Genomic DNA, 20,529 nt, shown 5'->3' with positions numbered 1-20,529 from the left:
CTCGTATACTTAAAAAAGTGAGGCTGTAGAACTCTTTACGCGGATTCTTTCGTTTTCTGAATCACACGGAGCATCGTGTTAAAGTCGGCCAGACGAAGGGGCAGGGAAGTCAAATAACGAAGAAGGGCGGCTCTGAGAACGTCATCTAAACCTCTCACATTTTTCATTTCTTCTTGGGAAAACACAACACTTTCCGATACACTCACCGCCAGATCAATTCCTTTGGGAAGATTTAGTTTTTTTCGAGCCCAGTTATATTGATGGCCCAGTTGAGTCGGGTTAACCCAAGGAGAAGACTGACCTGCCGCCACATGGGCAACGGGTTTGGGCCCCACCCCCACAAAGGGGATTCCTTTCGCCGCTTTTTGAAGGGCTCCAACGGTCTCTGAATCAGCCCCCATGAGGAGGAGATACACTTTCCCTGCCTCGCCAGCATTGATCGATTGGAGCCGAGTCAACGTGTCCCGAACCAAGTCCATATCCGCCATCGTAACGATCTGCATTTCAACCGGCACTCGGTTTTCCTGTTCCGCTGCTTCCATCGGGCCGTTGGGTTCAGAATCAACGAACGTCCGCAACCGTTGAAGGACATTCGTGGCCGTCAATGGTCCGCTGTTCGGTTCGGCCAACCCTTTTGTGAACGATTCATCGAAAACGTGAACGTCTTGCGGATTGGTCAAATCTTCCCCCACATTTCGGATCAAACCCAAGGGCAACGACCTCGGATCCAAGGAATCCAAATGGAACCAGTCAGGATGGGGAAACGTATGGTTAAAGAGGTCTAAGATTTCCCGTTGACCCTCCGTCAGGTTTTCACGAACACTGGATCCATAGCCCGCGACAACGCGCGCCATTCGCGTTGCGTTCACCCGGACAGAATCACCATTCTCTTGAACCCCCAATAGCTGATCCCTATCTTTGAAGGCCAGTCGCGATTCAATCGCCTTGGCTCGCTCGCCTTGACCCATTTTTCTTAAAACCTCAATGACTCTGGGAGCGACAGAGTGAACATGACGGGTCGCAAAAAGCGCCTTCAAAGCGGTTTCAAAATTCTCAGCTTGGATCGCAGCCTCCCCAAGAAGGGCGTCTTCAATTTCGTGGGGCAATCCCGCCCTTTTCACCCGATCGATCAAGTGATTTTCACCGTCGTTCCCCACAACACGGCCAAAAAGGGTTGACACGTAGAAAGCCATTAAACCCCAAACAGAAAAAAACAAAACCACTCCACTCGAAGAGGTAACCAAATCGACTAGCAACCCATTGTCTCCCGCCCCCGTCAAACTGGCCCAAGCCAACTGGGGGGTCCACACAGCGAACAAAACCACCATGGATTTCCAATTCCAGTTAAAACTCTGCAAATTCCTGGCCTCCATCCAACGGGACAGAGCCGTGTAAGCGTTGCGGGCCGAATGAAGGAGTGCCACACCTAGGGCCGTGTGATACGGAGATTCAGAGAGGAAAGACGTCAACACATCAAAAGAACCCGTCCAGGGACCAAGGCCAAACAAAACAAAGGGAAGGGCATACAGCAACCCCGCACGGAGAACACGCGGAACCAGCGAACCCACCGCTTGACGATAATCACCCGGTGGTGAAAGTCCCGTTTCCAGAGCCCCCTTATAATCATCCCAAAAGTGAAACCCAACAAAAGCGATCAATCCCAAACCCAACCCCAGGTATGAGCCCAACAGAAAAGGCATCAAGAAAAAGAACCCCGTCTCATACACCGGCGCCCCCAAGAAATCGTTCACCCACCGCCCCACCCGCCACACACCCGCCGTTTGCGAAGTGGCCCCAGTCTCTTTATTTCTCAAAAACCGTGAGAACAAAGAATCCAACTCAACTTTCCCGGATTGCGCAAGGGTTTCAGGAGTAAATTTCAACACGCGATCAGCGAGAGCCTCAATTGCATCGGCAGAAGCGGAAACACTGACGATCGCCGCTATAATATCTTCTAACAGCTTTGGATCTACTATACTCAACCGGCCTTCCTTTTTTTCCTTTTTAATCCATTCTGTAAGATTCGTTTCCGGGTCATTCATCTCCCTTTTTTGATCATCAGTTAATTTATTAAAATGGTCTAGACGTTCAACGTTGATTGTTCGACCTACTTCGAAAAAAGCGAATTCATTAGGGAACCGTACGGTTGGAACACCTCTGACCTTTTCAGCAATAAAAACGCGAAACCCATCTGAAGTCTGTCTTATAATAAAATTGTAGGAAAGCCCTCGGTCGGTTATGTCCTTAATCGTGTGAAACAGTACCTTCACCAGTTGGTCCCGATTTTCTTGTTTGGCCTCTAACACGAGAGCCGGCCCATTCTGCGGATCCCCCAGAACACTCACGGACACGGGACCAACCTCACCTATTGGGATTCGTGGAGCGTTCTCAATGGGAAGGATTATCCGAAGGAAATGGGCGTGTGCCACATTCTGTGAAGCCCCCGCTTTAATTCTCCCTAATTTGGGTTTAGGTTTGGGTTGATCTTGTGATGCACCCGACTCTATTTCATCTGGCTTAGACTCATCAGTGGATAAACCTTGATTTTCATCCTTTGGCTCACTAAACCATCCATTCACCGCCGCAATCATTCCCGATAATGTTATGTCTTTGTCTTTTAGACTTTGAGAAGAATTCACTGCTTCTAATGCTTCAAAAATTGCCGTCAAAGACGATAATGAACTTATTTCGCTTTGGGGAGCACCACTTTCGGACTGTGAAAAAGTCATTTGATCTAATTGACTAAGGGGGGCCCCCTGAGGATCATTGGGAAAATAGGCGGCGGGGTTCGGTGTGAACCACCATTTCGTGCCATCTTTTGCCACCCAAATAAGAACCAATTCCAGCGCAAATTTTTCCAAAAGATTTTCCGCCCGCAACGAATATGAAGCGGGATCCGCGTTAACTTGCTCTGGTGACTTTCCAGCATTACCGCCCCCATCTCGTTTGGCCCGGGCAGGATTTTGAATAGCTGCAAATATGACATGTGGATCCGACATGGCTTCAACTAGCGACTCTCCCTCGTGAAGGGGACGGCTTGTACCATCACTGGAATAAAGAACAACGTCCGCATGTCCTTCGTTCAAAAAGAATCGGCCGGGAATAGGAAACCCGTCCTCATCCACCTTCCCTCCAAACCCAACGTTGATCCGTTCTTGAAGATCAAGAACCCTCCGCATCGCCTCGTAAAGATCCTTATGATCACTGGCCTGGTGAAGCCGGGGATGAATCTCAAATTCACCGTTCGGTTTCAAAACAATTGCATACTTTTTAAACCGATCGTTATTTAACAGAGCCTCCCATGAGAGTTCCTCAGATGAGGAAATCTCGGAAGACGGTTCTGTTAAATCCAACAATCGGCCAATTCCATGATCAAAATCCACACGAACAAAGCCCCTTTGTTTATTGCCTTTTTGAGACGGCTCTGGTAATTCGGACAAAGGGGGCCAGGGGGAAGGATCTTCTTTCGTGCTCTCGGGGATCACCTCCGACGGATTGGGAACACCGAAAAGGAGAGATATCGCCTTTCTTAACCAATTGACGACATGGCCCCACCCGGCACGAATACCTGCACCTATTGACGGAGACTCTTGAAGGGAATGAGCTTTGTCTCCAGTGTTACTCTTGGGGCTAACGGGAAAGAAATACTTTTTCCCTTTTTCCACAAAATGCACCTGCGCCACCCACCCGTTCCAAATTAAAGAAACTCCTTCAATTTTCCGACTTAAAAACTCCCGAATATGATGAGGGAGATCTTTCCCCGGTTGTGTCGTTAGCACAGACGCCAATAAGAGCTGACGGGCGGCCGCGTTCCCGCTTAAAGGATTGTCCGCCACAAAAAGTTTCGACCCTTCAAAAAGCCGATCCAGGGGCGTTTTCTCCTGGGCAAAAACGGAAAGGTAGGCCGATCCTTGGGTCGTGTCCACTGTTTTTATTTTGGGGACGACGGAAACGACGGCCATTCCTGCGTTGACCAACCGCGTCGTAATTCCCGGGGAATGGTAGCCGCCCGTCACGAGGATGGAAAGGGGCGGTTTCGCCGTAAGATCGGACGGTAACGATTCCACCACCGCTTGAACAAAGCGGTCCGCCATGGTCTGATCCCGGGCATGGGCTTCCCGGTAAAAAGTTTCATAGGGTTCCAAATCCACGCGGCGAGCCTCTCGGCCGTTCTGGTATTCGGCCCATTCTTCCGGGGTGAGTGAAAAATCCAAGAGTTTTTCAATGAGGGTCAGGTTCCGCGAAACACGAATCAGGTCTTTTTCTTCCTTCGACACGGCTCGGGCGGAATACAGGTCCCGTTCTCTTCTATTTAAATCGTGAAAGAGCTGTTCAGCGTCGATCCCTTCAGCCGCAAGCACATAGCGAACATAGGTTTCCATGGCCGGGAAATTGGACAAGCGGATGCCCGCCTGAACACAAAGCGATTCGAGCCATCGATAGAAATCTCCGTAAGAAAGTTCACCGGACCGGTAGGCCACGCTGTGGGCCACCAAGGCGTCCACGCGGGATTGGTCTAAGGTTTTCGCTAGGACCTCCAGCAACAAAGCCCGTTCTGTTTCCACCTTTTTCAAATCCAAGGTTTCTTCTAAACGCAACGCCCGGACGAACGGTTTGAGGGCTCCGCCCAGGGGAACGTTTTTGTCTTCCGCGAACATTTTGACGTAAGCCCCCAACGACAGTTCACCACGATAATACGCCTGCACCTGTTGATCGTATTTGATGAGAGAACCGTTAAACACCCGCGTCTTCTGGGATTCTATTTCAGCCCGTTGTTTTAAAACGTAGGACTTCTGTTCCACTTGAGTGGGCAAAGCACGACGGTAAGCTTCCACATTGGCGTTGTAGTGAACAGGGTCGTCCACACCCACAACGGAGGGGATGGGGCCCGTGGTGGTCAAAACGGAATAGATGGGCCCTGACATTTCGTGTTGGTAGAGAAGTTCCTCGGCCGCGAGTTGGGCCGCCACCGGGTCTGGAAAAGAGCGCAGGTAGGAAAAATCGTAGGGGTTAAAAGCGCCTTCCAATCCCAAAAGAGACAATCGGGAGGCCACTGGAGGGGATTCCATCAAACGGGTAATCGTTCGCGCAATGTTTTGTTGCGCCTCCCTGTTTTTGTGAACGTCCTGAATATAGTAAACGATCCCCCTTGGCTTACCGTCAGGGGGGAGGGTGAGTTTTCGAATGGTCATGTTGGCGGAAGGCAGGGCGCCGAAAACATCCCGGTAATCTTCGGTCAACCGCGGGGAGAGGGACCGGACCGCCGAACCAAAGGACTTGGTGTGAAATGAAACTTTTTCGGCCACGGGAATGGCGGAAGCAATGGAAGTGGAACCGAATTGGGCCCGGGCCAACAACCCCACATCCGAGCGAGAGGACCGCCGGCGTTGTTCGACCCGCCTCTCCTTCCAAAATGCGTTTTCCACTCCGGACGCCAAGAGAGTCTGATTAACAAACAGTGCCCCCACCAGGGTTGAAGCGATGATTTGTTTGACCCTCATAGCTTTAAAAATATCATTCCCTTTAAGAGGTTTGTCTTAAGGAAATGTAACATTTTTGTAAACTTTTTTGACAGGGGGCAAGCATTCCTATAGAATCACCCGAAATGACACTCGCTCCCAACACCACGAAATCTCGCTGGGTTCGCCCGAGCATCGGATATTCTGTCGTGGCCCTTCTGGGCGGGGTATTGGTTTGGGGTCTTCTCCAGGGGGTGGGCCCCTGGTCCTCAATCTTCGCGGCTTTTTTATCACTTCCTCTCAGCTTTTGGGTCATTAACCACTCCACCCTTTACCCTCACGTCTACCGGGGCCGATGGTTGGCCATGGCGGGATTCTTATTTTCATTTTTAGGGTTGAGCGACGCGGTGGGGCGGGTTTCCTACCAAGCGCTTTGGGAACGGGCCTTTCGATTGGATGGGCAGAGCACGCTATTCGAGAACAATTCAGAAAGCTGGCGAATTCAATATCCGAGACATTGGATCGCCTATTCCATGAACTCGGAAGGAGTGAGCACTTACTTTTTCAAACCGGACAAGGCCACTCCCACCCTGGAGTTCGCACTCACCCGTCGACCGATCACCGATGGAACAGACCTGGAAACATCCGTGAACGAGTTTCTCATGTTCCTTCCAAAACGGGGGGAAACCCAGATCCTTTCCCGGGGCCCCATATCGTATCCCCTTTTTCAAAGGGCCTACGAAGTCGTCTACGAAGACCCCACCCAACCCATTGTCCTCCGCCATCGACTTATTTTCCTCGTCAATGCAGAAGGACTGACCGTTCTCTCCGTGGCCGCTGTCCCCGCCTGGTCGGAACGACTTTTGAAAGAAACCGAACGGTTCCTCTTTAGTTTTGAACCGATCGGTTAACGTTTTTCCTGTTGGTCCACCTGTTCAAAAGAATTCCCGTCACCAAAAGTGCGGCCATTCCCCCCCCCGCCAGCAACAAAGGCTTGGAATGGTTCATCATGGCCCGGTGAAATCCGTCGATCCCCGCTTCAACCAGTATTTTCCAAAGCGTGTCCGCGAAGAAGGTGAGAATAAAGGTCCCTGGAAAAACCCCGATGGCGGTGGTCCACAGGTAACGACGATAACGCATATGGGACAGACCCGCCAAATAGTTGGTCACCGTGAACGGGGGAAACCCCACCAGACGCAGAACAACGAACGCCCACGCCCCGGGATTTCGTAAGTGGGCGGCCACATCCCTATTTTGCCAACGGTTGAAGAACCGCGTCAGCCTTTTTTGTCCCAGCCGCCGGGCGAGGAAAAAGGGTCCGGACGCTCCCAGGAGAAGGGACACCATATTGACCACCAGCGCCAATCGAAACCCAAAAAGGACTCCCCCCGCCACGGGAAACAAACTCACCGGAGAGATCCAACACCCCACCACATACATCCCGATAAACACAGGGAAAGACAAGGGGTTCCCCTTTAATCCTTCGATCAAATGAATAAAGTTTTCAAGCATGGACTTCCCCTTTTTCTTTTACCGACAAAAGATATCCCAACCCAAAAGTCAGGAGCGTTCCGAGGATCACCAACCAACTCCACCCCATAGGCAAAATGCCCTTCTCGGAAAGAACCAGCAAAACCAAATTGACCAGCGCGCTCACACCCATGGCCACAATATTCGTGGGGCTCCGACCACGCTCAGTGAGTAGGCCCAAAAGAAAAATCCCCAAAAGAGAGCCAAAGGTCACACCTCCAATTTTAAAAGCCAGCCAGAGGATGTTATTGAAGGAGCTGAACCCCCACGCCAAAAGTGCCAAAACGACACCAAACCCCACCACACAGTAACGGGACAAACGAAGAGCCCGCCAATCCTCCATCGCCCCCCATCCCCACCGCGCCGCAAGAGGCTTGTACACGTCCGTGACAAACGACGTGGCCAGGGACGCCAGCGGCGAATCGATTCCCGCCAGAACGATGGCCGAAAGAAGCAGTCCTTTGAGGAAAGACGGCATTTCGTTCCCGATGAAATGGGGGAAAATGGCGTCCAGTTTATCGGGCAAGGCAGCCCCGGGATGCCCCGTGTAAAACGCGTAGAGCCCTGCCCCCACCAAAAGATAAATAAAGAGGACCCCTAAACTTAACACGATGGTGGCGATCATGGTTTTTTGACTTTCCCGTCGGGTTTCTACGGTGAGCAACCGTTGCATTAAATCCTGGTCCGTCCCAAAAGCCGCCATGGACCCAAAAAAACCGTTGAGGATGGCCACCCACAAAATATGGGGGTTTTTGAAAAAAGTCGAAAAATAGGCCGGGTCCCCAAAAGAGGGCCCCCAGTCAAAAACAGACAACCGGCCCCCTTGACGAGCTGTCTGAAGCATTCCCGTCAGCCCCCCATCCACTTGTCCAGCCAGAAAAAGAACCGCCGCCACTCCTCCAACAATAAAAACACCCGCCTGCAAAACGTTCGTCCAAACCACAGCCCGCATACCCCCAAGTCCCATATAAATAATCCCAATCAAAATAAAGATCAGGATGACCGGAAGAATGTTCCACCCCAAAAGGACAGAAAGCGCCAAACACGCGGCCATGAGGCGGACCCCAGACCCCAAGAGCCGCGTCAAAAAGAAAAAGGAAGAGGCCGCCACTTGAGTTCCCCACCCAAACCGAGCGGCCAGAAATTGATAAACGGTCGTGCAGTTGTATTTATAAAACGCAGGAATGAAGAGCGTGGCAATCACAATCCGTGCCGCGGCCGACCCGATAAAGAATTGAAGGTATTCCCAATTTTCAAGAAACCCGACGGCCGGGACAGAAATGATGGTCACCGCGCTCACTTCGGTGGCCACAAAGGACAGGGCGGCCGCCCAACCGGGGACGCGGCGACTTCCTAAAAAGAATTCGTCCGTGTTGGTTTGCCGGCGACGAAAATAAAATCCCACCCCCACCATGGCCACCAATAACCCCACCAGCACCCCGAAATCGGCCGGAGAGACCAACGCGTTTCCGAAAAGTGCAGATTCCATCAGGAGGGAGTCCCCGTCATGGGTAAAGGAGGAAAGGTTTTCGTTCTTCGCTAAAACCAGCGGCGCTCTCGTGCACCCGGTTAAGAATGGTCTCTGGCGATTCCCCAGCGTTGAACCAGACCTCAAAATCCGAGGACCCCACCACCCGGGGCATTTCGGCCCATCGGGGTTTAAAATCCTTTGGTGAAATATCGCGCAACGCACAGACCGCGTGAACAAAAATATCCACGGGTCGAACGGTCTTGGGGTTGGTGATGATGACCCGCACCCCATAACATTTCCGCTTTTTGTAACGGTCTGTTTTCGGCCGAAAGACAACCGCTTTAAACCGAACCCCCCGTAATTTCTTTTTAGACAAACGTTTAACCACCGTCACATTTTTCATCCACGGAGCCCCAAAAACTTCAAAAGGGGTGTCCGTCCCGCGCCCCACGGAAACGTTCGTGGATTCGAAGGCCCCCACCCCGGCGTAAAGCAGCGCCGTTCGCGGGGTAGGGATATTGGGGGAAGGTGGGATGAATTTTAGTCCGGTGTTTTCCCATAACATGGGCCGTTCCCACCCCCGCATGGTCACGGTGAGAAGGCGGGAGTTTAATGCCCCCTTTTGATCGTGCCAGCGGGCAATTTCCCCCAGGGTCAGACCGTGACGGGTTGGTATGGAATAGTACGCCGTAAAGTGCCGAACCCCCGTAGACAGAACCAAACCTTCCACCACGGCCCCTCCCAATGGATTGGGCCGGTCCAAGACCACAAACTCCAAATCGGCCTTCGCGGCCTCTTCCAAAGCATACCCCAGGGTGGTGATGTACGTGTAATAGCGCACCCCCACATCGGGAAGATCACACACCAAAACATCCAGATTTTTAAGTTGATCCGCCGTTGGGCGTTTGGAATCGCCGTATAAACTGTAGAGAGGAATGGTGGTATCTGCCCATAAACTATGGTTCACCGTCCGCCCATGTTCCACTGTGCCACTAAATCCATGCTCAGGAGAAAACACCGCGGCCATCGTCACGCCCGGGGCCTCCATGAGATAATCGACCAAATGGCGCCCGTGCCGATCCACCGCGGCGTGATTCGCAATCACCCCCACCCGTTTCCCCCAAAGGGGCTCGAAATGATTTTCCACCAACACATCCAACCCCGTCTGCACGGCCCCGTTAACGGAACCAAGGCCAAAGAACATCAGCGAGAGAAAGGCCCACCCGTACCTCATGGAATCAAAACCTCCCGAAGAAAACCTCCCGCTTGGACCAACCGGCGCTCGGCCTCAAAACGCGAGACCCCGTGCCGCGCCATCACGATCGCGGTTTTAACTTTCCCCCCAGAACGGCGCAACAGGGACGCCGCCTCCGCCGTTGAGGTGCGACCCAAAAGGGAAATCAAATGGGTGGCGCGGGCCACCAGTTTTTTGGAACGGGGCTGTAGGTCCACCATCCAGGGGCCATACACTTTTCCCAACCGCACCATGGTCAGAGTGGTCAGCATGTTTAGTATCATCTTGGTGGCCGTGCCAGCCTTCAACCGGGTGGACCCGGCCAAAACTTCCGGCCCGGTGCGGAGCCGAACACGCGCGTCGGCCGGAACGGAAGACTGGGGGTTGCACGTCACAAAAACAGTGGCCGCGCGACGCCTCCGAGCCAGGACCAAGGCGGCACCGGCAAAAGCCGTAACGCCACTGGCAGCGACCGCCACCACAACGTCCGACGGTTGAAGAAGGGAACCTAATTTTTTTTCAAGTTCCTGGGCTTGGTCTTCCGCACCTTCTTTCGATCGGAAAACACTGGGTCTTCCCCCGGCCATAAGGGCCTGAACGAGGGTCGGGGACGTACCGAACGTGGGCGGACATTCCGCGGCTTCCAAAACGCACAGGCGACCGCTGGTCCCGGCCCCCACAAGGAACACCCGGCCCCCGCGGGACATCCGGTCGACCAGCAGATTCACGGCGCGAAGGACATCCCGCTTGACGCTGGCCACCGCCTTCGCGGCGGCGAAATTATCTTGGTTCATCAGGTCGAATTGGCCCCCAGGGGAAAGCCGGTCCAACCCTGCGGACCGAGGGTGGGGTTTTTCCGTGGGAAGTCGAGCGTAAGAACGAACGTCCATATCGAGGAGAATATCAATTTTAGCGCCCCTTTTAGAGTCTCCAAAAAAATCATTCTTGTGTCCCGATCCCGCGGACGCCCTCCAGGTCCCATGACCGACACCCTCGAGTCCCTCATTGGGGAAACATTGATTTTTGGTCTTCCGGGCCCCCGAGCCACACGGGACGATATTCTCTTTTTTCGTGAAACACACGCCGCAGGTCTTATCCTGTTTCGCATCAACTTCCGTTCTCCCACTCAAATCCGAGCTCTCCTTCAAGACATGGAACAAGCCCTCGGTCGACGGCTCCTGGTCACCGTAGATCACGAAGGGGGACGTGTGATCATGTTCCAGTCCGGGGTCACTGTTTTTCCCGACAACCTGGCGTTCGGCCGTTACGGAAAAACAAGTGCCGCTCGCGCGGAGGGAACCATCGAAGGCCGGGAACTTCGTCGGCTGGGCATGGATGTCTCCTTTTCCCCTACCGTGGACGTTCTAACGAAAGCCTTCAGCCCCAATATTGGAATTCGTTCCTACGGCCCCGATCCGGAAATTGTGGCCCGGCTCGCCACAGCTCGAATCCGGGCGCTCCAGAACGAAGGGGTGAGCGGCTGCGCCAAACATTTCCCCGGCCTGGGCCCCGCCACCCGTGACCCCCATCTCGATCTCCCCGTCATCCCCGTCAAATGGCGCGAATGGAGGAAACACCACCTGATCCCCTTTCAGGCCGCCATCCAGGCCGGGGTGGACATGGTCATGTCGTCCCACCCTTTGTACCCGAACCTCGATCCTCACCCAAAAACACCCGCCACGTTCTCACGCCGACTGATCACGGACGTGTTGCGAAAGGAACTGGACTTTCGCGGTGTCGTGGCGTCCGACGATTTGGAAATGGGCGCGTTACGGGGATTGGCGCCTGTCGGTCGGGCGGCCGTGCTCGCCGCACGGGCGGGCCACGATCTGATCCTTTGTTGCCACAAACGTGATCTCCAACGGGACGTTTTCCGGAACCTTCGGGACGCTTACGTCTCCGGTGAATTGAAGATCAAAGATCTGGAACGGTCCGTGGAACGCCTCCGTGCCCTTCGGGGGAGAAACCGAACTCGCTTTGCCCCAGGGGTCCCTTGCTCCGAACGATCGGGCGCTCCACTCGCGGAAACCGTGGCTCAAGGGGCGGTGAATGTAAGGGAAGGCCGCCAACCGCTTCCGATCCGAATCGGGGGCCCTTTTCAAATCCTTTTCCCCCGCTTGTCCGATCTGGCCAAAACAATCATGATCGAACCGGCCCTTTGCCAGGAAAAAACATTCCTGCGGAAATGCATTCCCCCCTCTTCTTCGGCTCGGATTCATTTACTCACGATCAACCCGAATCAGGAGGAAATACGCACGGCGGTACAGAAAAGTGAATCCTGCGCCGCCACTATTTTCTTTTGTTATGACGCCCACCTGCAACCGGGAAATTACAAACTATTAAAAATTCTTGAAAAAAAGATTCGTTCGTTGGTCGTGGTCTTGATGCGGGATCCCTATGACGAAGAATTCTCTAAACCGTCCACCACGATCGTCAACGCCTTTGGCTTCCGCCAAGTCCAACTGGAGGCCTGCCTAAAAAAGATATTCAGCTCGGATTCCCCCCTAGGGTCCCCTATGAGAGAAAAAGCCACGGAGCGGAGACAAAAAGGCTTCCGATGATCATCGAACCCCAGATCCTGCGGAGCAGGTCAACTAAAACGAAATCGCCCACCACCGTGGTCGTGGATCTGGGAGGAAGTTGGTTGCGCCTGGCGGCCGCGAAAGGATCCACACGCGCGCTCTACAAATGGAAAAAGAATGGGGTCTCCCTCGAGCAGTTGGTCCCGGTTCTCCATTCGCTTTGGAAGCGAAACGAATGGAACAACGTTCAACGTTTGATCGTCGGGTCAAAAGGAATATGGACTCTTTCGGAACGCAAAAAACTTGCCCGAAAACTTTCTTCCTTGGCCAAAACCGTGAACACTCTCTCGGATATTGAGCTGGCGATCCACACCGCCCTGGGGCACCCGAGAAAGGGAACGGTTGGAATTTTTCTCGTGGCGGGGACCGGGTCCATCGCGATGGGAATAACTCAAACGGGACGATGGATTCGGGTGGGGGGGCTTGGCCCCAAACGGGGCGACGAGGGAAGCGGCTGGTGGATGGGAAACGAGTTTTTAAAACGGAACGCTCTTCCGTTAACAGGTTTGTCGATCAAAGAAACAGCCGCTCTGGCAAAAACAGTATTCCGACGGTCTGCCCGGGATTCCCGTTGTGCCCAGATCATTCACGAGGCCCAAAACCACCTGGCTTCCTTAGTGGTGAAGTTGAGTCAAAAAATGAAAGGGATTTCTCCCCTTCCCGTGAGTTGGGGAGGTTCGCTTATGGCGAAGAGTCAATTCCGAAAAGGCGTTTTTTTCGCTGTTCGCCAACAAACACCCCGCACGAGCTTTACATTCGTTCCCCCGGGAGAGCCCCCCGAACAACGGGCCGCCCGTTCTCCGTCCCTCATCCCTCAACGACCGCCCCCTGCCGTCCCTCCTCGCTTCTTGGCCAAAAAGAAAAGTCGTCCTTTTTCCCATAACCCCACAGCGTAGGCCTCCGCTTCCGCTCCACTTCCCACAAAATAGTCCACCCGCCCGGGCCCCTTGATCGCCCCTCCTTCGTCCTGACTTAACACGAATCGTTGAACGTTGTTTCTCCCCGAAGTAGACATCCACGCCAGAGCGCCCGGCGGGAATACCTGGGGATCTAGGGCCACCGACCGGCCTGGGGTTAACGGCAGGTTCAAGGAACCAACGGCCTTATCCTTTAACGACCCCTGATCAATTTTAAAAAAAATGTAGCGGGAATTTTTATTCAAAATCTTCTGCCGTTCGTCCGGGTGGGACGCCAAATAGTCCACCATGGCCTTCCGACTAAACTTTTTCCGTGGAAGGATCCCCTGCTCGATCATCGCCCCTCCCACCGACTGATACGGGTGCCCGTTGTTTCCCGCGTAACGGACCCGGACCCGGCTGCCATCAGGGAGAAGCAACCAGCCGGACCCCTGAACCTGCAGAAAAAATATTTCCACAGGGTCATCGGCCCACGCAATTTCCAAATCGCGCCCCGCCAAAACGAAATCCGAATCAATATCCTTCCGCGTGTAATAGGGCGTCCGCCCGAGATTCGATTTCCGGAAGACCCGACGGTCCCCGTTCGGAAACCGCTCTTCCTCCAGATCCGGTGGTCGCCCATACAAGGGAAACCGAAACCTTTTCGTCTTTTTCAGAGAGGCCTGTAAACTGTGCTCGTAATAGGCGCTGTAGACCACCGTGCCCTGGTGGTCTGACCCCACTGAAGCGTAGACATGGAAATCTCGCGCCAGGGCTTCCCGACGGTCTCCCTTCTCACCCTCCATCACGAAAAGAAAATGTTCCAGGGACGCGGCCATTTCGTCCGCCGTGTAAACATCGGGACCCAAATAAAAAAAACGGTCGGAAGGAAGCGATCGATAATACCCCACACTCTGCTGAACAGCGACGACCAGTTCCGGGATAGAAGAATCGTCAATCAGAGAGGGAATTTCAGCGGGGGAAAGGCGAACCAACGAATGGGAATTGCCCCCAAGACCACTGTCAAAGGGGCGCGGCGCAACAGGGGACTCACGCGAGGAGGGAACCGGACCTAAGCAGGCGGACAGAAAAACGCCAACACCGAGCAGACAGAGCCAGCGCCCCAAACACTACTCCCGAATAAAAAGTGCCTCGATGGAAGACTGGTCCCACCGCACATGCACTTTTTTAAGAAGACCAGACGCGTCAAAACTCAGGTGAGCCAAAATGGGAACATCCCGGGTCGCGCTGGAAATGGCGTAACGATAGGATAAGACTTGCAAATCATTTTCAGGAACACTGACCGCGGGATTGCCCAGCAACATTAACGTCTTTTCGTGACTGGGAAGTTCCGCTTCAATATCGGGGGGCAAATGAATGAGTCCCCGGGCCATTTTTTTTAGTTCAAACACTTCGGCGTCCTTCGCCTGCTTCAGCGTTTCCAATATAACGTTTCGCGGAAAGAGGAGCATGAACTTTTCAGGCACAATGATTTTGGCCAAACGCCCATCGCGGGAGACCAGATCCAAGCTCAATCGGTTTAACGGCGGCGGAGAGGGAACGGAGGAGCGATGGACCAAATTAAATTCATAGTGAAGGAGGACCTCCCCGTTATTTTCTGTTTGAAAAAGAGGTTCCGCCCCAACAAGAAAACGGGTGTCTTTTAAACGAAGAACCGGTTTCTTAAATTCAATGACGAGATTCGACCGACCTCCAATAGCAAAGTGGGTATCGAAATTTTGAAGTTGTTTCTTGACTTCAAGAAGACGCAGGTAGACGCATCCTGACAACAGGGTTAAGAGGGTACCCAACAAGGCCACCGTGGCGACCTGTCGTTCAGGGCGAAAACGGGGCGTGGGGCTCATGAGGGGATAGCCACCCGGAGATGGGCCCCATGGGCTTTCTCCAATCCGGTCAGCACCCGTTCGTGCAAAGTCTGAGCTTCCTCGTCGGTAAGAGTTCGATCGGAATGCCGAAACGTGACCCGAAACGCGAGGCTCCGCGTCCCCGCTGGAAGTCCCTGCCCATGAAACACATCAAAAAGTTCAACAGCCTCCACCCATGCGCACTCACGGTTGATCCACGAGACGATGGACGCCCAAGGAACTCCCTCGGGAAACACCAGGGAGAAATCACGAACCAAGGCCGGCTGACGGGAAAGTCCTCGGTAATTTCGTTCGACAAAAGGTCCCCCCACCGCCACCGACAGGTTATACTCCCCCACAAACGTATCGGACGGCAACGCCCACATTTCCGCTTGAAGGGGATGCACCCGTCCGAAATAACCCAAACGTTCCTCACCCCGCCAAATCGTTTGGGATTCGGCCGGGTGGAGAAAGGGGAGGGGTTCCACTTTAAAAGAAATACCTTCCAAACGCCACTCGTTCAGAAGCGCCTCAGACCAGGCCCGGGCGTCCCACATTTCCAAGGGACGCGAGCGATATTTCCAGTGATCCGCGTGGTCCCGCCCCGTGGCCGCCCAAGCGATATGATCCGCTTCCACCACCGCCCCCCCCTTACGGTGAAAGGCCCGGGCCGATTCGAACAGTCGAGCGTCACGGGATCCCCGCCGAACATTACCCGCCAGACACACCAAAAGGTTCACCAAGAGACTGGGGTTCAGACATTCTCCGGTCAAAGAAAGAGGGTTGGATAGTTCCACCGGGTTTTCGCCGGTGGGCCCCGCCCAACGGTCCCACAACGTTCGAGGAACCAACCCGCTTTGAACAGCTTCCCAAAACCCAAGCCCGATCAATTTATCCCGTGCACGGAGTGAAAGCGAACGGACAAGCGGAAGCGCCGGCCCATCGGACACCGCCGCCCGCACACGGCCAGGGATACGATCGTAACCGATCCGACGCGCCACTTCTTCAACGATGTCCGGAGTGTCCTGCACATCCGCCCGATGAAGAGGCGGCGTTACGCGCAACAAAGGGTCCCCGCCTTCGCACACAAAACCAAAACTTTCCAAAGCGTTTTTAACGTCAGCCAGGCTCACCGACAATCCCAAAAGACGCAAAAGTCGTTCAAAGGAAACTTCAATGGGCTTCGGCGTCGCCATTTCACTCCGGGCGTCCTCTTCCGCCACCATCACGCCACCGGCCAGAGACTGAATCAAGGCCGCCGCACGACAGCTGGCCTTCTCCGTCATTTCAAAATCGGTCCCCCGTTCAAAACGGTAGGAACTTTCGGTGGACACGTTCAATCGGCCGCGGGAGCGCCGAACATGAGACGGCAAAAATCGTGCGCTTTCCAACAAAACAGACGTTGTGTTTTCCCCCACGCCAGTCCCCTGCCCCCCCATCACCCCCGCCGCGGCCACAGGACCTTTACCATCCGCAATGACAAGAACCCCATCCACGGTTCGGGTGACCCCGTCTAAACATTCCAATTTCTCTCCGGCGCCTCCCAAACGAACAACAACCGATCCCCCCGCTAGCCGGGCACGATCAAAGACGTGAAGGGGATGACCCAATTCCAGCAAAACGTAGTTGGTCACATCCACCACATTATTAATGGACCGAATCCCGCATCGCTCCAACCGAAGACGCATCCACAGGGGGGATGGCGCCACCCGCACGGAATCGAGAACACGGGCCACATATCGGCCGCACAGCGTTCGTTCCTCCACCCGGACCAAACCCGTTTTTCGGGGAACCACCGGAATCGACAAGGCAGGCCACCGAACAGGTTTCCCCAGCCCCGCAGCGATCTCACGAGCGAGACCCCAGTGGGAAAGCGCATCAGGTCGGTTGGGAGTCACTTCCACATCGAGAATAACATCGTTAAGCGCGAGCGTTTCCAAAACGTCTTGACCCAAGGGAGCTTCGTTCGGAAGAAGGTAAAGACCGGAGTGGTCGGGACCAAGCCCCAACTCCCGAGAGGAACAAAGCATCCCGTGGGAATCGATCCCCCGCAGGGGCCGTTTCTCAATCACAAGCCCATCCGGCAACCGGGCTCCCAAGCGGGCGAACGGATATCGATGCCCCGCCTCAACGTTGGGCGCTCCACAGACCACCTGAAAATGGGAGGTTCCGTCAAAAACGTCACACAGTTTAAGCTTGTCCGCGTTGGGATGCTTTTCGGCCGACTCCACCTGAGCCACCACCACGCCGGACACCGCGCCTCCCACCGGAGTAAGAGCGGACACCTCAAATCCCTGCTTCAGCAATAGCGCGGCGATCTCCTGGGGAGTTTCGGAAAATTCGACGAACTCTTTCAACCAAAGAAAGGAAGCCTTCACGCGAAATTCTCCAAGAACCGAATGTCGTTCTCGTAGAAAAGGCGCATGTCGTCCACTCCGTATTTGAACATGGCCACCCGCTCCACCCCTATGCCAAAAGCCCAGCCCGAATATTTTTCCGGGTCACACCCCACGGACCGAAGAACATTCGGATGAACAAGACCCGACCCTAACATTTCCACCCACCCCGTGAACTTGCACACCCGGCACCCTTTTTGACCACAGAGCGTGCAGGAGATATCCATTTCAAGACCAGGTTCAACGAAAGGAAAAAAAGAAGGACGAAAGCGTGTTTTAACGGAGACCCCCCGATCGCCGAAAAGACGTTCCGCGAAAAGGGTCAATACCCCCTTCAGATCCGCCACGGAAATCCCGATATCCACCGCGAGACCTTCCACCTGATGAAAAACGTAGGAGTGCGTGGCGTCCACATTTTCATGACGAAAAACTCGCCCTGGAGCAACGATGTAGACAGGAGGCTTGCGAGACCGCAAATGCCGAATTTGAACGGGGGAGGTGTGCGTACGAAGAAGAAGCGGTTGACCCGCTCGATCGGTAAAGTCCTTTAAGTAGAACGTGTCGTGAGAGTCTCGAGCGGGATGATCCGGTGGGTGGTTGAGAGCGGTGAAGTTATTATCATCTGTTTCGGCCTCAGGTCCTTCCGCAATGGAAAAACCCAACCGTAAAAAAACATCAGTAATCTCCTCCATCACCCGCGTCAAGGGATGCTGGCCCCCACGCCGCAAGGGGAATCCCGGCAAGGAAAGATCAATTTTTGATTTTGAGAGCTCAGAGGTTAGGCGGGCATTGTCCAATTCTTTCTTTCGGCGGTCCACACTCGCTTCAATGGCAACTTTTAGTTCGTTGGCACGCCGTCCAACATCGCGTTTTTCGTCACTGGGTAAACCCGGGAGGGCGGTAAGAATCCGCGTTAACGCCCCTTCTTTACGACCGAGGTATTTGAGACGATAAGCTTCCAACGCGTCCCCATCGGCTAATGACGCAGCCTCCGCAAGACTCTCGGTTCGAAGGGATTCCAGTTGTGAAAGGAGGGCGGACATAAAGAACGACGGGGCCCGGAAAGTCAGAACACCGGGTCCAGCCCGGAAAGACTACGCCGCTTTAACGAAGGCGTGTTCTCGAGCCACTGCCGCGAGTTTCTGGAAGGACGCCTGGTCTTCCGTGGCCATGGTCGCAATCACCTTGCGATCCATGACGACACCGGCCTTTTTTAAACCCGAGAAAAAGCGTGAGTAACTCAAGCCTTCCGCACGGGAAGCGGCATTGATTCGTTGAATCCAAATAGCCCGCATGTCACGCTTTTTATCTTTGCGACCCCGATACATATGCCGCATGGACATTTCCAAATGTTGAATAACCATCCGCCACCGGGTACTTTTCGTGGCGTAGGCCCCTTTGGCGCGACGGAACCATTTCTTTTTTCGCTGACGAGTGTAAACAGAACTTTTAACGCGCATAGGGCAAGATCGCTTTAATCATATCGGATTGTTTGGTGTTCAATTTGTTGTCTTTCAGGAAACGACGGCGCCGATTGGAAGACATACCGATCAAGAGATGCCGTCGTCCCTGCGTTTGATGCATGACGTGCCCTTGAGCGGTGATTCGAAAACGCTTTTTCGCTCCACTGTGACTTTTAATTTTTGGCATGAATGAACTCGACTTATTTATTGACCGGACATAGTTCCGGTGTAAAAATCGTGTCCGCTACTTTTTCTGGGGGGCCAACATCAGGATCATCCGGTTCCCGAACATCGTTGGGGAAGATTCCACCGTGGCCGCTTCGCCCAAAATACCCTTGATCCGTTCAATGATTTTATGGCCCAAATCTTTGTGTTCCATTTCCCGCCCGCGGAACATCACGGTAATACGCACCTTATCCCGCCCATCTAAAAACTTTTGAATGGACCTTAGTTTCGTATCAAAATCATGCTCCCCAATACGGGGCCGAAACCGAACTTCTTTAACCTGGCCACCCTTCGCGTGCTTTTTCGCTTCTTTCTTTTGCTTCTCTTTTTCGTAGCGATACTTGGAGAAGTCCACCACTTTACACACCGGGGGATTTGCCAGGGGGGCGACCTCAACTAAATCCTTCCCTCTGTCTTGGGCCGTGCGAATGGCCTCATCCAGGTTTTTGATTCCCAACTGGGTTCCATCCTCATCAATGAGACGGACCTGCTGAGACCGTATTTGGTTATTCACTCGCGGTCCACTGGTATTTCCTACTGGAGGCCGCGTAAAAGGTTTAGGGTAGATGCTCGTTGTCTCCTAAAAATAACAGGGGAGGAAGTCCGCCCCTGCGTCGTGTTGCGGTGTCATACTAACAGAACCAAACGTCTCTGTCAATGGTGTTCTCACTCTCATTTATTTATTTGATCGGTTCAGGAACCGGCCTTTCAGAAGGCAGCTTCGCCGCGACAGCCGCGAGATTCACTTCAGCCTCAACCGCCCAAGGGGACTTGGAGTAAAGAGTGAGGAGCCTTTCGTAAGAGACTTTCGCCTCCGCCCATTGCTGAAGAGCGGAATGCAATCGACCGAGCTCCATATACGCCCGGGGGACAAGGAAATGATCCGGGTAGTCCCGAACCAATTGGTCATAAAACCCAATGGCTTCCTTGTACTGCTGAAGTTCCACAGCAGAAGAAGCCTGTCCGGCCAACATCAACACCTTGTAAGCGGGGAGCGACGCTTGACCAAATCCTGCGCGATAATTTTTTGCGGCCTCTTCGAACTTTCGGTCGCTGAACAAAATGTCCCCTTTTAAAATATAGGCCTGCATCCCCACGGCGTTCGTTCGTTGGGTATTGATGACTTCGTCAATGGCCCCCAAAGCCTCTTTCATTGCCCCCTGGGAGGCCTGATAACGGGCCTTCGCCAGCTGAAGGATTCCCCCTTCCTGAAGCTTTTTTCGATTCACCACAATGAGGCCCGCGAGGCCCCCCGCCAAAATGAGCGTAACGAGAGCCAAGCCCAATTGGGCCCGATGCGTCACGATCCACTGCGCCACTTTTTCGCCTTTGGTCACCGGCACGTGAGCACGGCCCGGCAATGAGAAAATATTTGATGACATAAAGAGCCCACCCTTTGATCGTATTG

16 protein-coding genes are annotated in these 20,529 nt (G+C 53.8%); 3 read left to right on the top strand and 13 right to left on the bottom strand.

Annotated features, from left to right (window positions below):
* Positions 1-35: 35 nt before the first annotated feature.
* On the bottom strand, positions 36-5,501 hold the full coding sequence (locus tag JNK54_02155) for a hypothetical protein (GenBank protein ID MBL8023071.1): 5,466 nt from the start codon (positions 5,499-5,501) through the stop codon (positions 36-38).
* 104 nt (positions 5,502-5,605) lie between these two features.
* On the opposite strand from JNK54_02155, the gene JNK54_02150 reads away from it, so the two are divergent.
* Positions 5,606-6,370: a hypothetical protein gene (locus tag JNK54_02150; GenBank protein ID MBL8023070.1), complete on the top strand. Its 765-nt coding sequence runs from the start codon at positions 5,606-5,608 to the stop codon at positions 6,368-6,370.
* Here JNK54_02150 and JNK54_02145 read toward each other — a convergent pair.
* The 4 genes from JNK54_02145 to JNK54_02130 are packed head-to-tail and all read right to left on the bottom strand — an operon-like array spanning position 6,348 to position 10,584.
* Complete coding sequence (locus JNK54_02145; protein MBL8023069.1) at positions 6,348-6,971, bottom strand: VTT domain-containing protein; 624 nt, start codon at positions 6,969-6,971, stop codon at positions 6,348-6,350. The genes JNK54_02150 and JNK54_02145 overlap by 23 nt on opposite strands.
* Positions 6,964-8,478: a hypothetical protein gene (locus JNK54_02140; GenBank protein MBL8023068.1), complete on the bottom strand. Its 1,515-nt coding sequence runs from the start codon at positions 8,476-8,478 to the stop codon at positions 6,964-6,966. The genes JNK54_02145 and JNK54_02140 overlap by 8 nt, the downstream gene beginning before the upstream one ends.
* 16 nt (positions 8,479-8,494) lie before the next feature.
* The gene (locus JNK54_02135) at positions 8,495-9,694 is read right to left on the bottom strand and encodes a DUF1343 domain-containing protein (protein ID MBL8023067.1); all 1,200 of its coding nucleotides are present in this window, start codon (positions 9,692-9,694) and stop codon (positions 8,495-8,497) included.
* The gene (locus JNK54_02130; protein MBL8023066.1) at positions 9,691-10,584 is read right to left on the bottom strand and encodes an N-acetylmuramic acid 6-phosphate etherase; all 894 of its coding nucleotides are present in this window, start codon (positions 10,582-10,584) and stop codon (positions 9,691-9,693) included. Before JNK54_02130 ends, JNK54_02135 begins: the two co-directional genes overlap by 4 nt.
* 90 nt (positions 10,585-10,674) lie before the next feature.
* Between JNK54_02130 and nagZ the strand changes: the two genes are divergently transcribed.
* Positions 10,675-12,255 carry a beta-N-acetylhexosaminidase gene (gene nagZ, locus JNK54_02125; GenBank protein MBL8023065.1) on the top strand — a complete coding sequence of 527 codons (1,581 nt, stop codon included), beginning with the start codon at positions 10,675-10,677 and terminating at the stop codon, positions 12,253-12,255.
* Complete coding sequence (locus tag JNK54_02120; protein ID MBL8023064.1) at positions 12,252-13,172, top strand: hypothetical protein; 921 nt, start codon at positions 12,252-12,254, stop codon at positions 13,170-13,172. The genes nagZ and JNK54_02120 overlap by 4 nt, the downstream gene beginning before the upstream one ends.
* Here JNK54_02120 and JNK54_02115 read toward each other — a convergent pair.
* From JNK54_02115 to JNK54_02080, 8 genes are all read right to left on the bottom strand, one after another.
* A complete protein-coding gene (locus JNK54_02115) occupies positions 13,091-14,299 on the bottom strand; it encodes an MltA domain-containing protein (GenBank protein MBL8023063.1) in 1,209 nt (402 codons plus the stop codon). The two genes, JNK54_02120 and JNK54_02115, sit on opposite strands and share 82 nt — an antisense overlap.
* A 3-nt stretch (positions 14,300-14,302) precedes the next feature.
* A complete protein-coding gene (locus JNK54_02110) occupies positions 14,303-15,037 on the bottom strand; it encodes a hypothetical protein (protein MBL8023062.1) in 735 nt (244 codons plus the stop codon).
* Positions 15,034-17,415 (bottom strand): phenylalanine--tRNA ligase subunit beta, encoded by a 2,382-nt coding sequence (locus JNK54_02105; protein MBL8023061.1) that lies wholly within the window; start codon positions 17,413-17,415, stop codon positions 15,034-15,036. The genes JNK54_02110 and JNK54_02105 overlap by 4 nt, the downstream gene beginning before the upstream one ends.
* The gene (pheS, locus tag JNK54_02100; GenBank protein MBL8023060.1) at positions 17,412-18,476 is read right to left on the bottom strand and encodes a phenylalanine--tRNA ligase subunit alpha; all 1,065 of its coding nucleotides are present in this window, start codon (positions 18,474-18,476) and stop codon (positions 17,412-17,414) included. The genes JNK54_02105 and pheS overlap by 4 nt, the downstream gene beginning before the upstream one ends.
* A 51-nt stretch (positions 18,477-18,527) precedes the next feature.
* Positions 18,528-18,893, bottom strand: coding sequence for a 50S ribosomal protein L20 (rplT, locus tag JNK54_02095; protein ID MBL8023059.1), 366 nt, complete (start codon positions 18,891-18,893; stop codon positions 18,528-18,530).
* A complete protein-coding gene (gene rpmI, locus JNK54_02090; GenBank protein MBL8023058.1) occupies positions 18,883-19,083 on the bottom strand; it encodes a 50S ribosomal protein L35 in 201 nt (66 codons plus the stop codon). Before rpmI ends, rplT begins: the two co-directional genes overlap by 11 nt.
* A gap of 57 nt (positions 19,084-19,140) precedes the next feature.
* Positions 19,141-19,635 carry a translation initiation factor IF-3 gene (locus JNK54_02085; protein ID MBL8023057.1) on the bottom strand — a complete coding sequence of 165 codons (495 nt, stop codon included), beginning with the start codon at positions 19,633-19,635 and terminating at the stop codon, positions 19,141-19,143.
* Positions 19,636-19,801: 166 nt separating this feature from the next.
* Positions 19,802-20,503: a tetratricopeptide repeat protein gene (locus JNK54_02080; protein MBL8023056.1), complete on the bottom strand. Its 702-nt coding sequence runs from the start codon at positions 20,501-20,503 to the stop codon at positions 19,802-19,804.
* Positions 20,504-20,529 lie beyond the last annotated feature (26 nt).

It is taken from the genome of Elusimicrobiota bacterium (genome assembly GCA_016788905.1).
In the GTDB taxonomy this organism is placed as follows: domain Bacteria; phylum Elusimicrobiota; class Elusimicrobia; order FEN-1173; family FEN-1173; genus JADKHR01.
This window is presented reverse-complemented; position numbering and strand designations above follow the sequence as displayed.

What these genes read in the sequence shown, in the direction of transcription:
- pheS (MBL8023060.1), bottom strand. Translation starts at nt 18,476, where the DNA reads ATGTCCGCCCTCCTTTCACAACTGGAATCCCTTCGAACCGAGAGTCTT.
- JNK54_02080 (MBL8023056.1), bottom strand. Translation starts at nt 20,503, where the DNA reads ATGTCATCAAATATTTTCTCATTGCCGGGCCGTGCTCACGTGCCGGTG.
- JNK54_02120 (MBL8023064.1), top strand. Translation starts at nt 12,252, where the DNA reads ATGATCATCGAACCCCAGATCCTGCGGAGCAGGTCAACTAAAACGAAA.
- JNK54_02150 (MBL8023070.1), top strand. Translation starts at nt 5,606, where the DNA reads ATGACACTCGCTCCCAACACCACGAAATCTCGCTGGGTTCGCCCGAGC.
- JNK54_02145 (MBL8023069.1), bottom strand. Translation starts at nt 6,971, where the DNA reads ATGCTTGAAAACTTTATTCATTTGATCGAAGGATTAAAGGGGAACCCC.
- JNK54_02135 (MBL8023067.1), bottom strand. Translation starts at nt 9,694, where the DNA reads ATGAGGTACGGGTGGGCCTTTCTCTCGCTGATGTTCTTTGGCCTTGGT.
- nagZ (MBL8023065.1), top strand. Translation starts at nt 10,675, where the DNA reads ATGACCGACACCCTCGAGTCCCTCATTGGGGAAACATTGATTTTTGGT.
- JNK54_02155 (MBL8023071.1), bottom strand. Translation starts at nt 5,501, where the DNA reads ATGAGGGTCAAACAAATCATCGCTTCAACCCTGGTGGGGGCACTGTTT.
- rpmI (MBL8023058.1), bottom strand. Translation starts at nt 19,083, where the DNA reads ATGCCAAAAATTAAAAGTCACAGTGGAGCGAAAAAGCGTTTTCGAATC.
- JNK54_02130 (MBL8023066.1), bottom strand. Translation starts at nt 10,584, where the DNA reads ATGGACGTTCGTTCTTACGCTCGACTTCCCACGGAAAAACCCCACCCT.
- JNK54_02140 (MBL8023068.1), bottom strand. Translation starts at nt 8,478, where the DNA reads ATGGAATCTGCACTTTTCGGAAACGCGTTGGTCTCTCCGGCCGATTTC.
- JNK54_02110 (MBL8023062.1), bottom strand. Translation starts at nt 15,037, where the DNA reads ATGAGCCCCACGCCCCGTTTTCGCCCTGAACGACAGGTCGCCACGGTG.
- rplT (MBL8023059.1), bottom strand. Translation starts at nt 18,893, where the DNA reads ATGCGCGTTAAAAGTTCTGTTTACACTCGTCAGCGAAAAAAGAAATGG.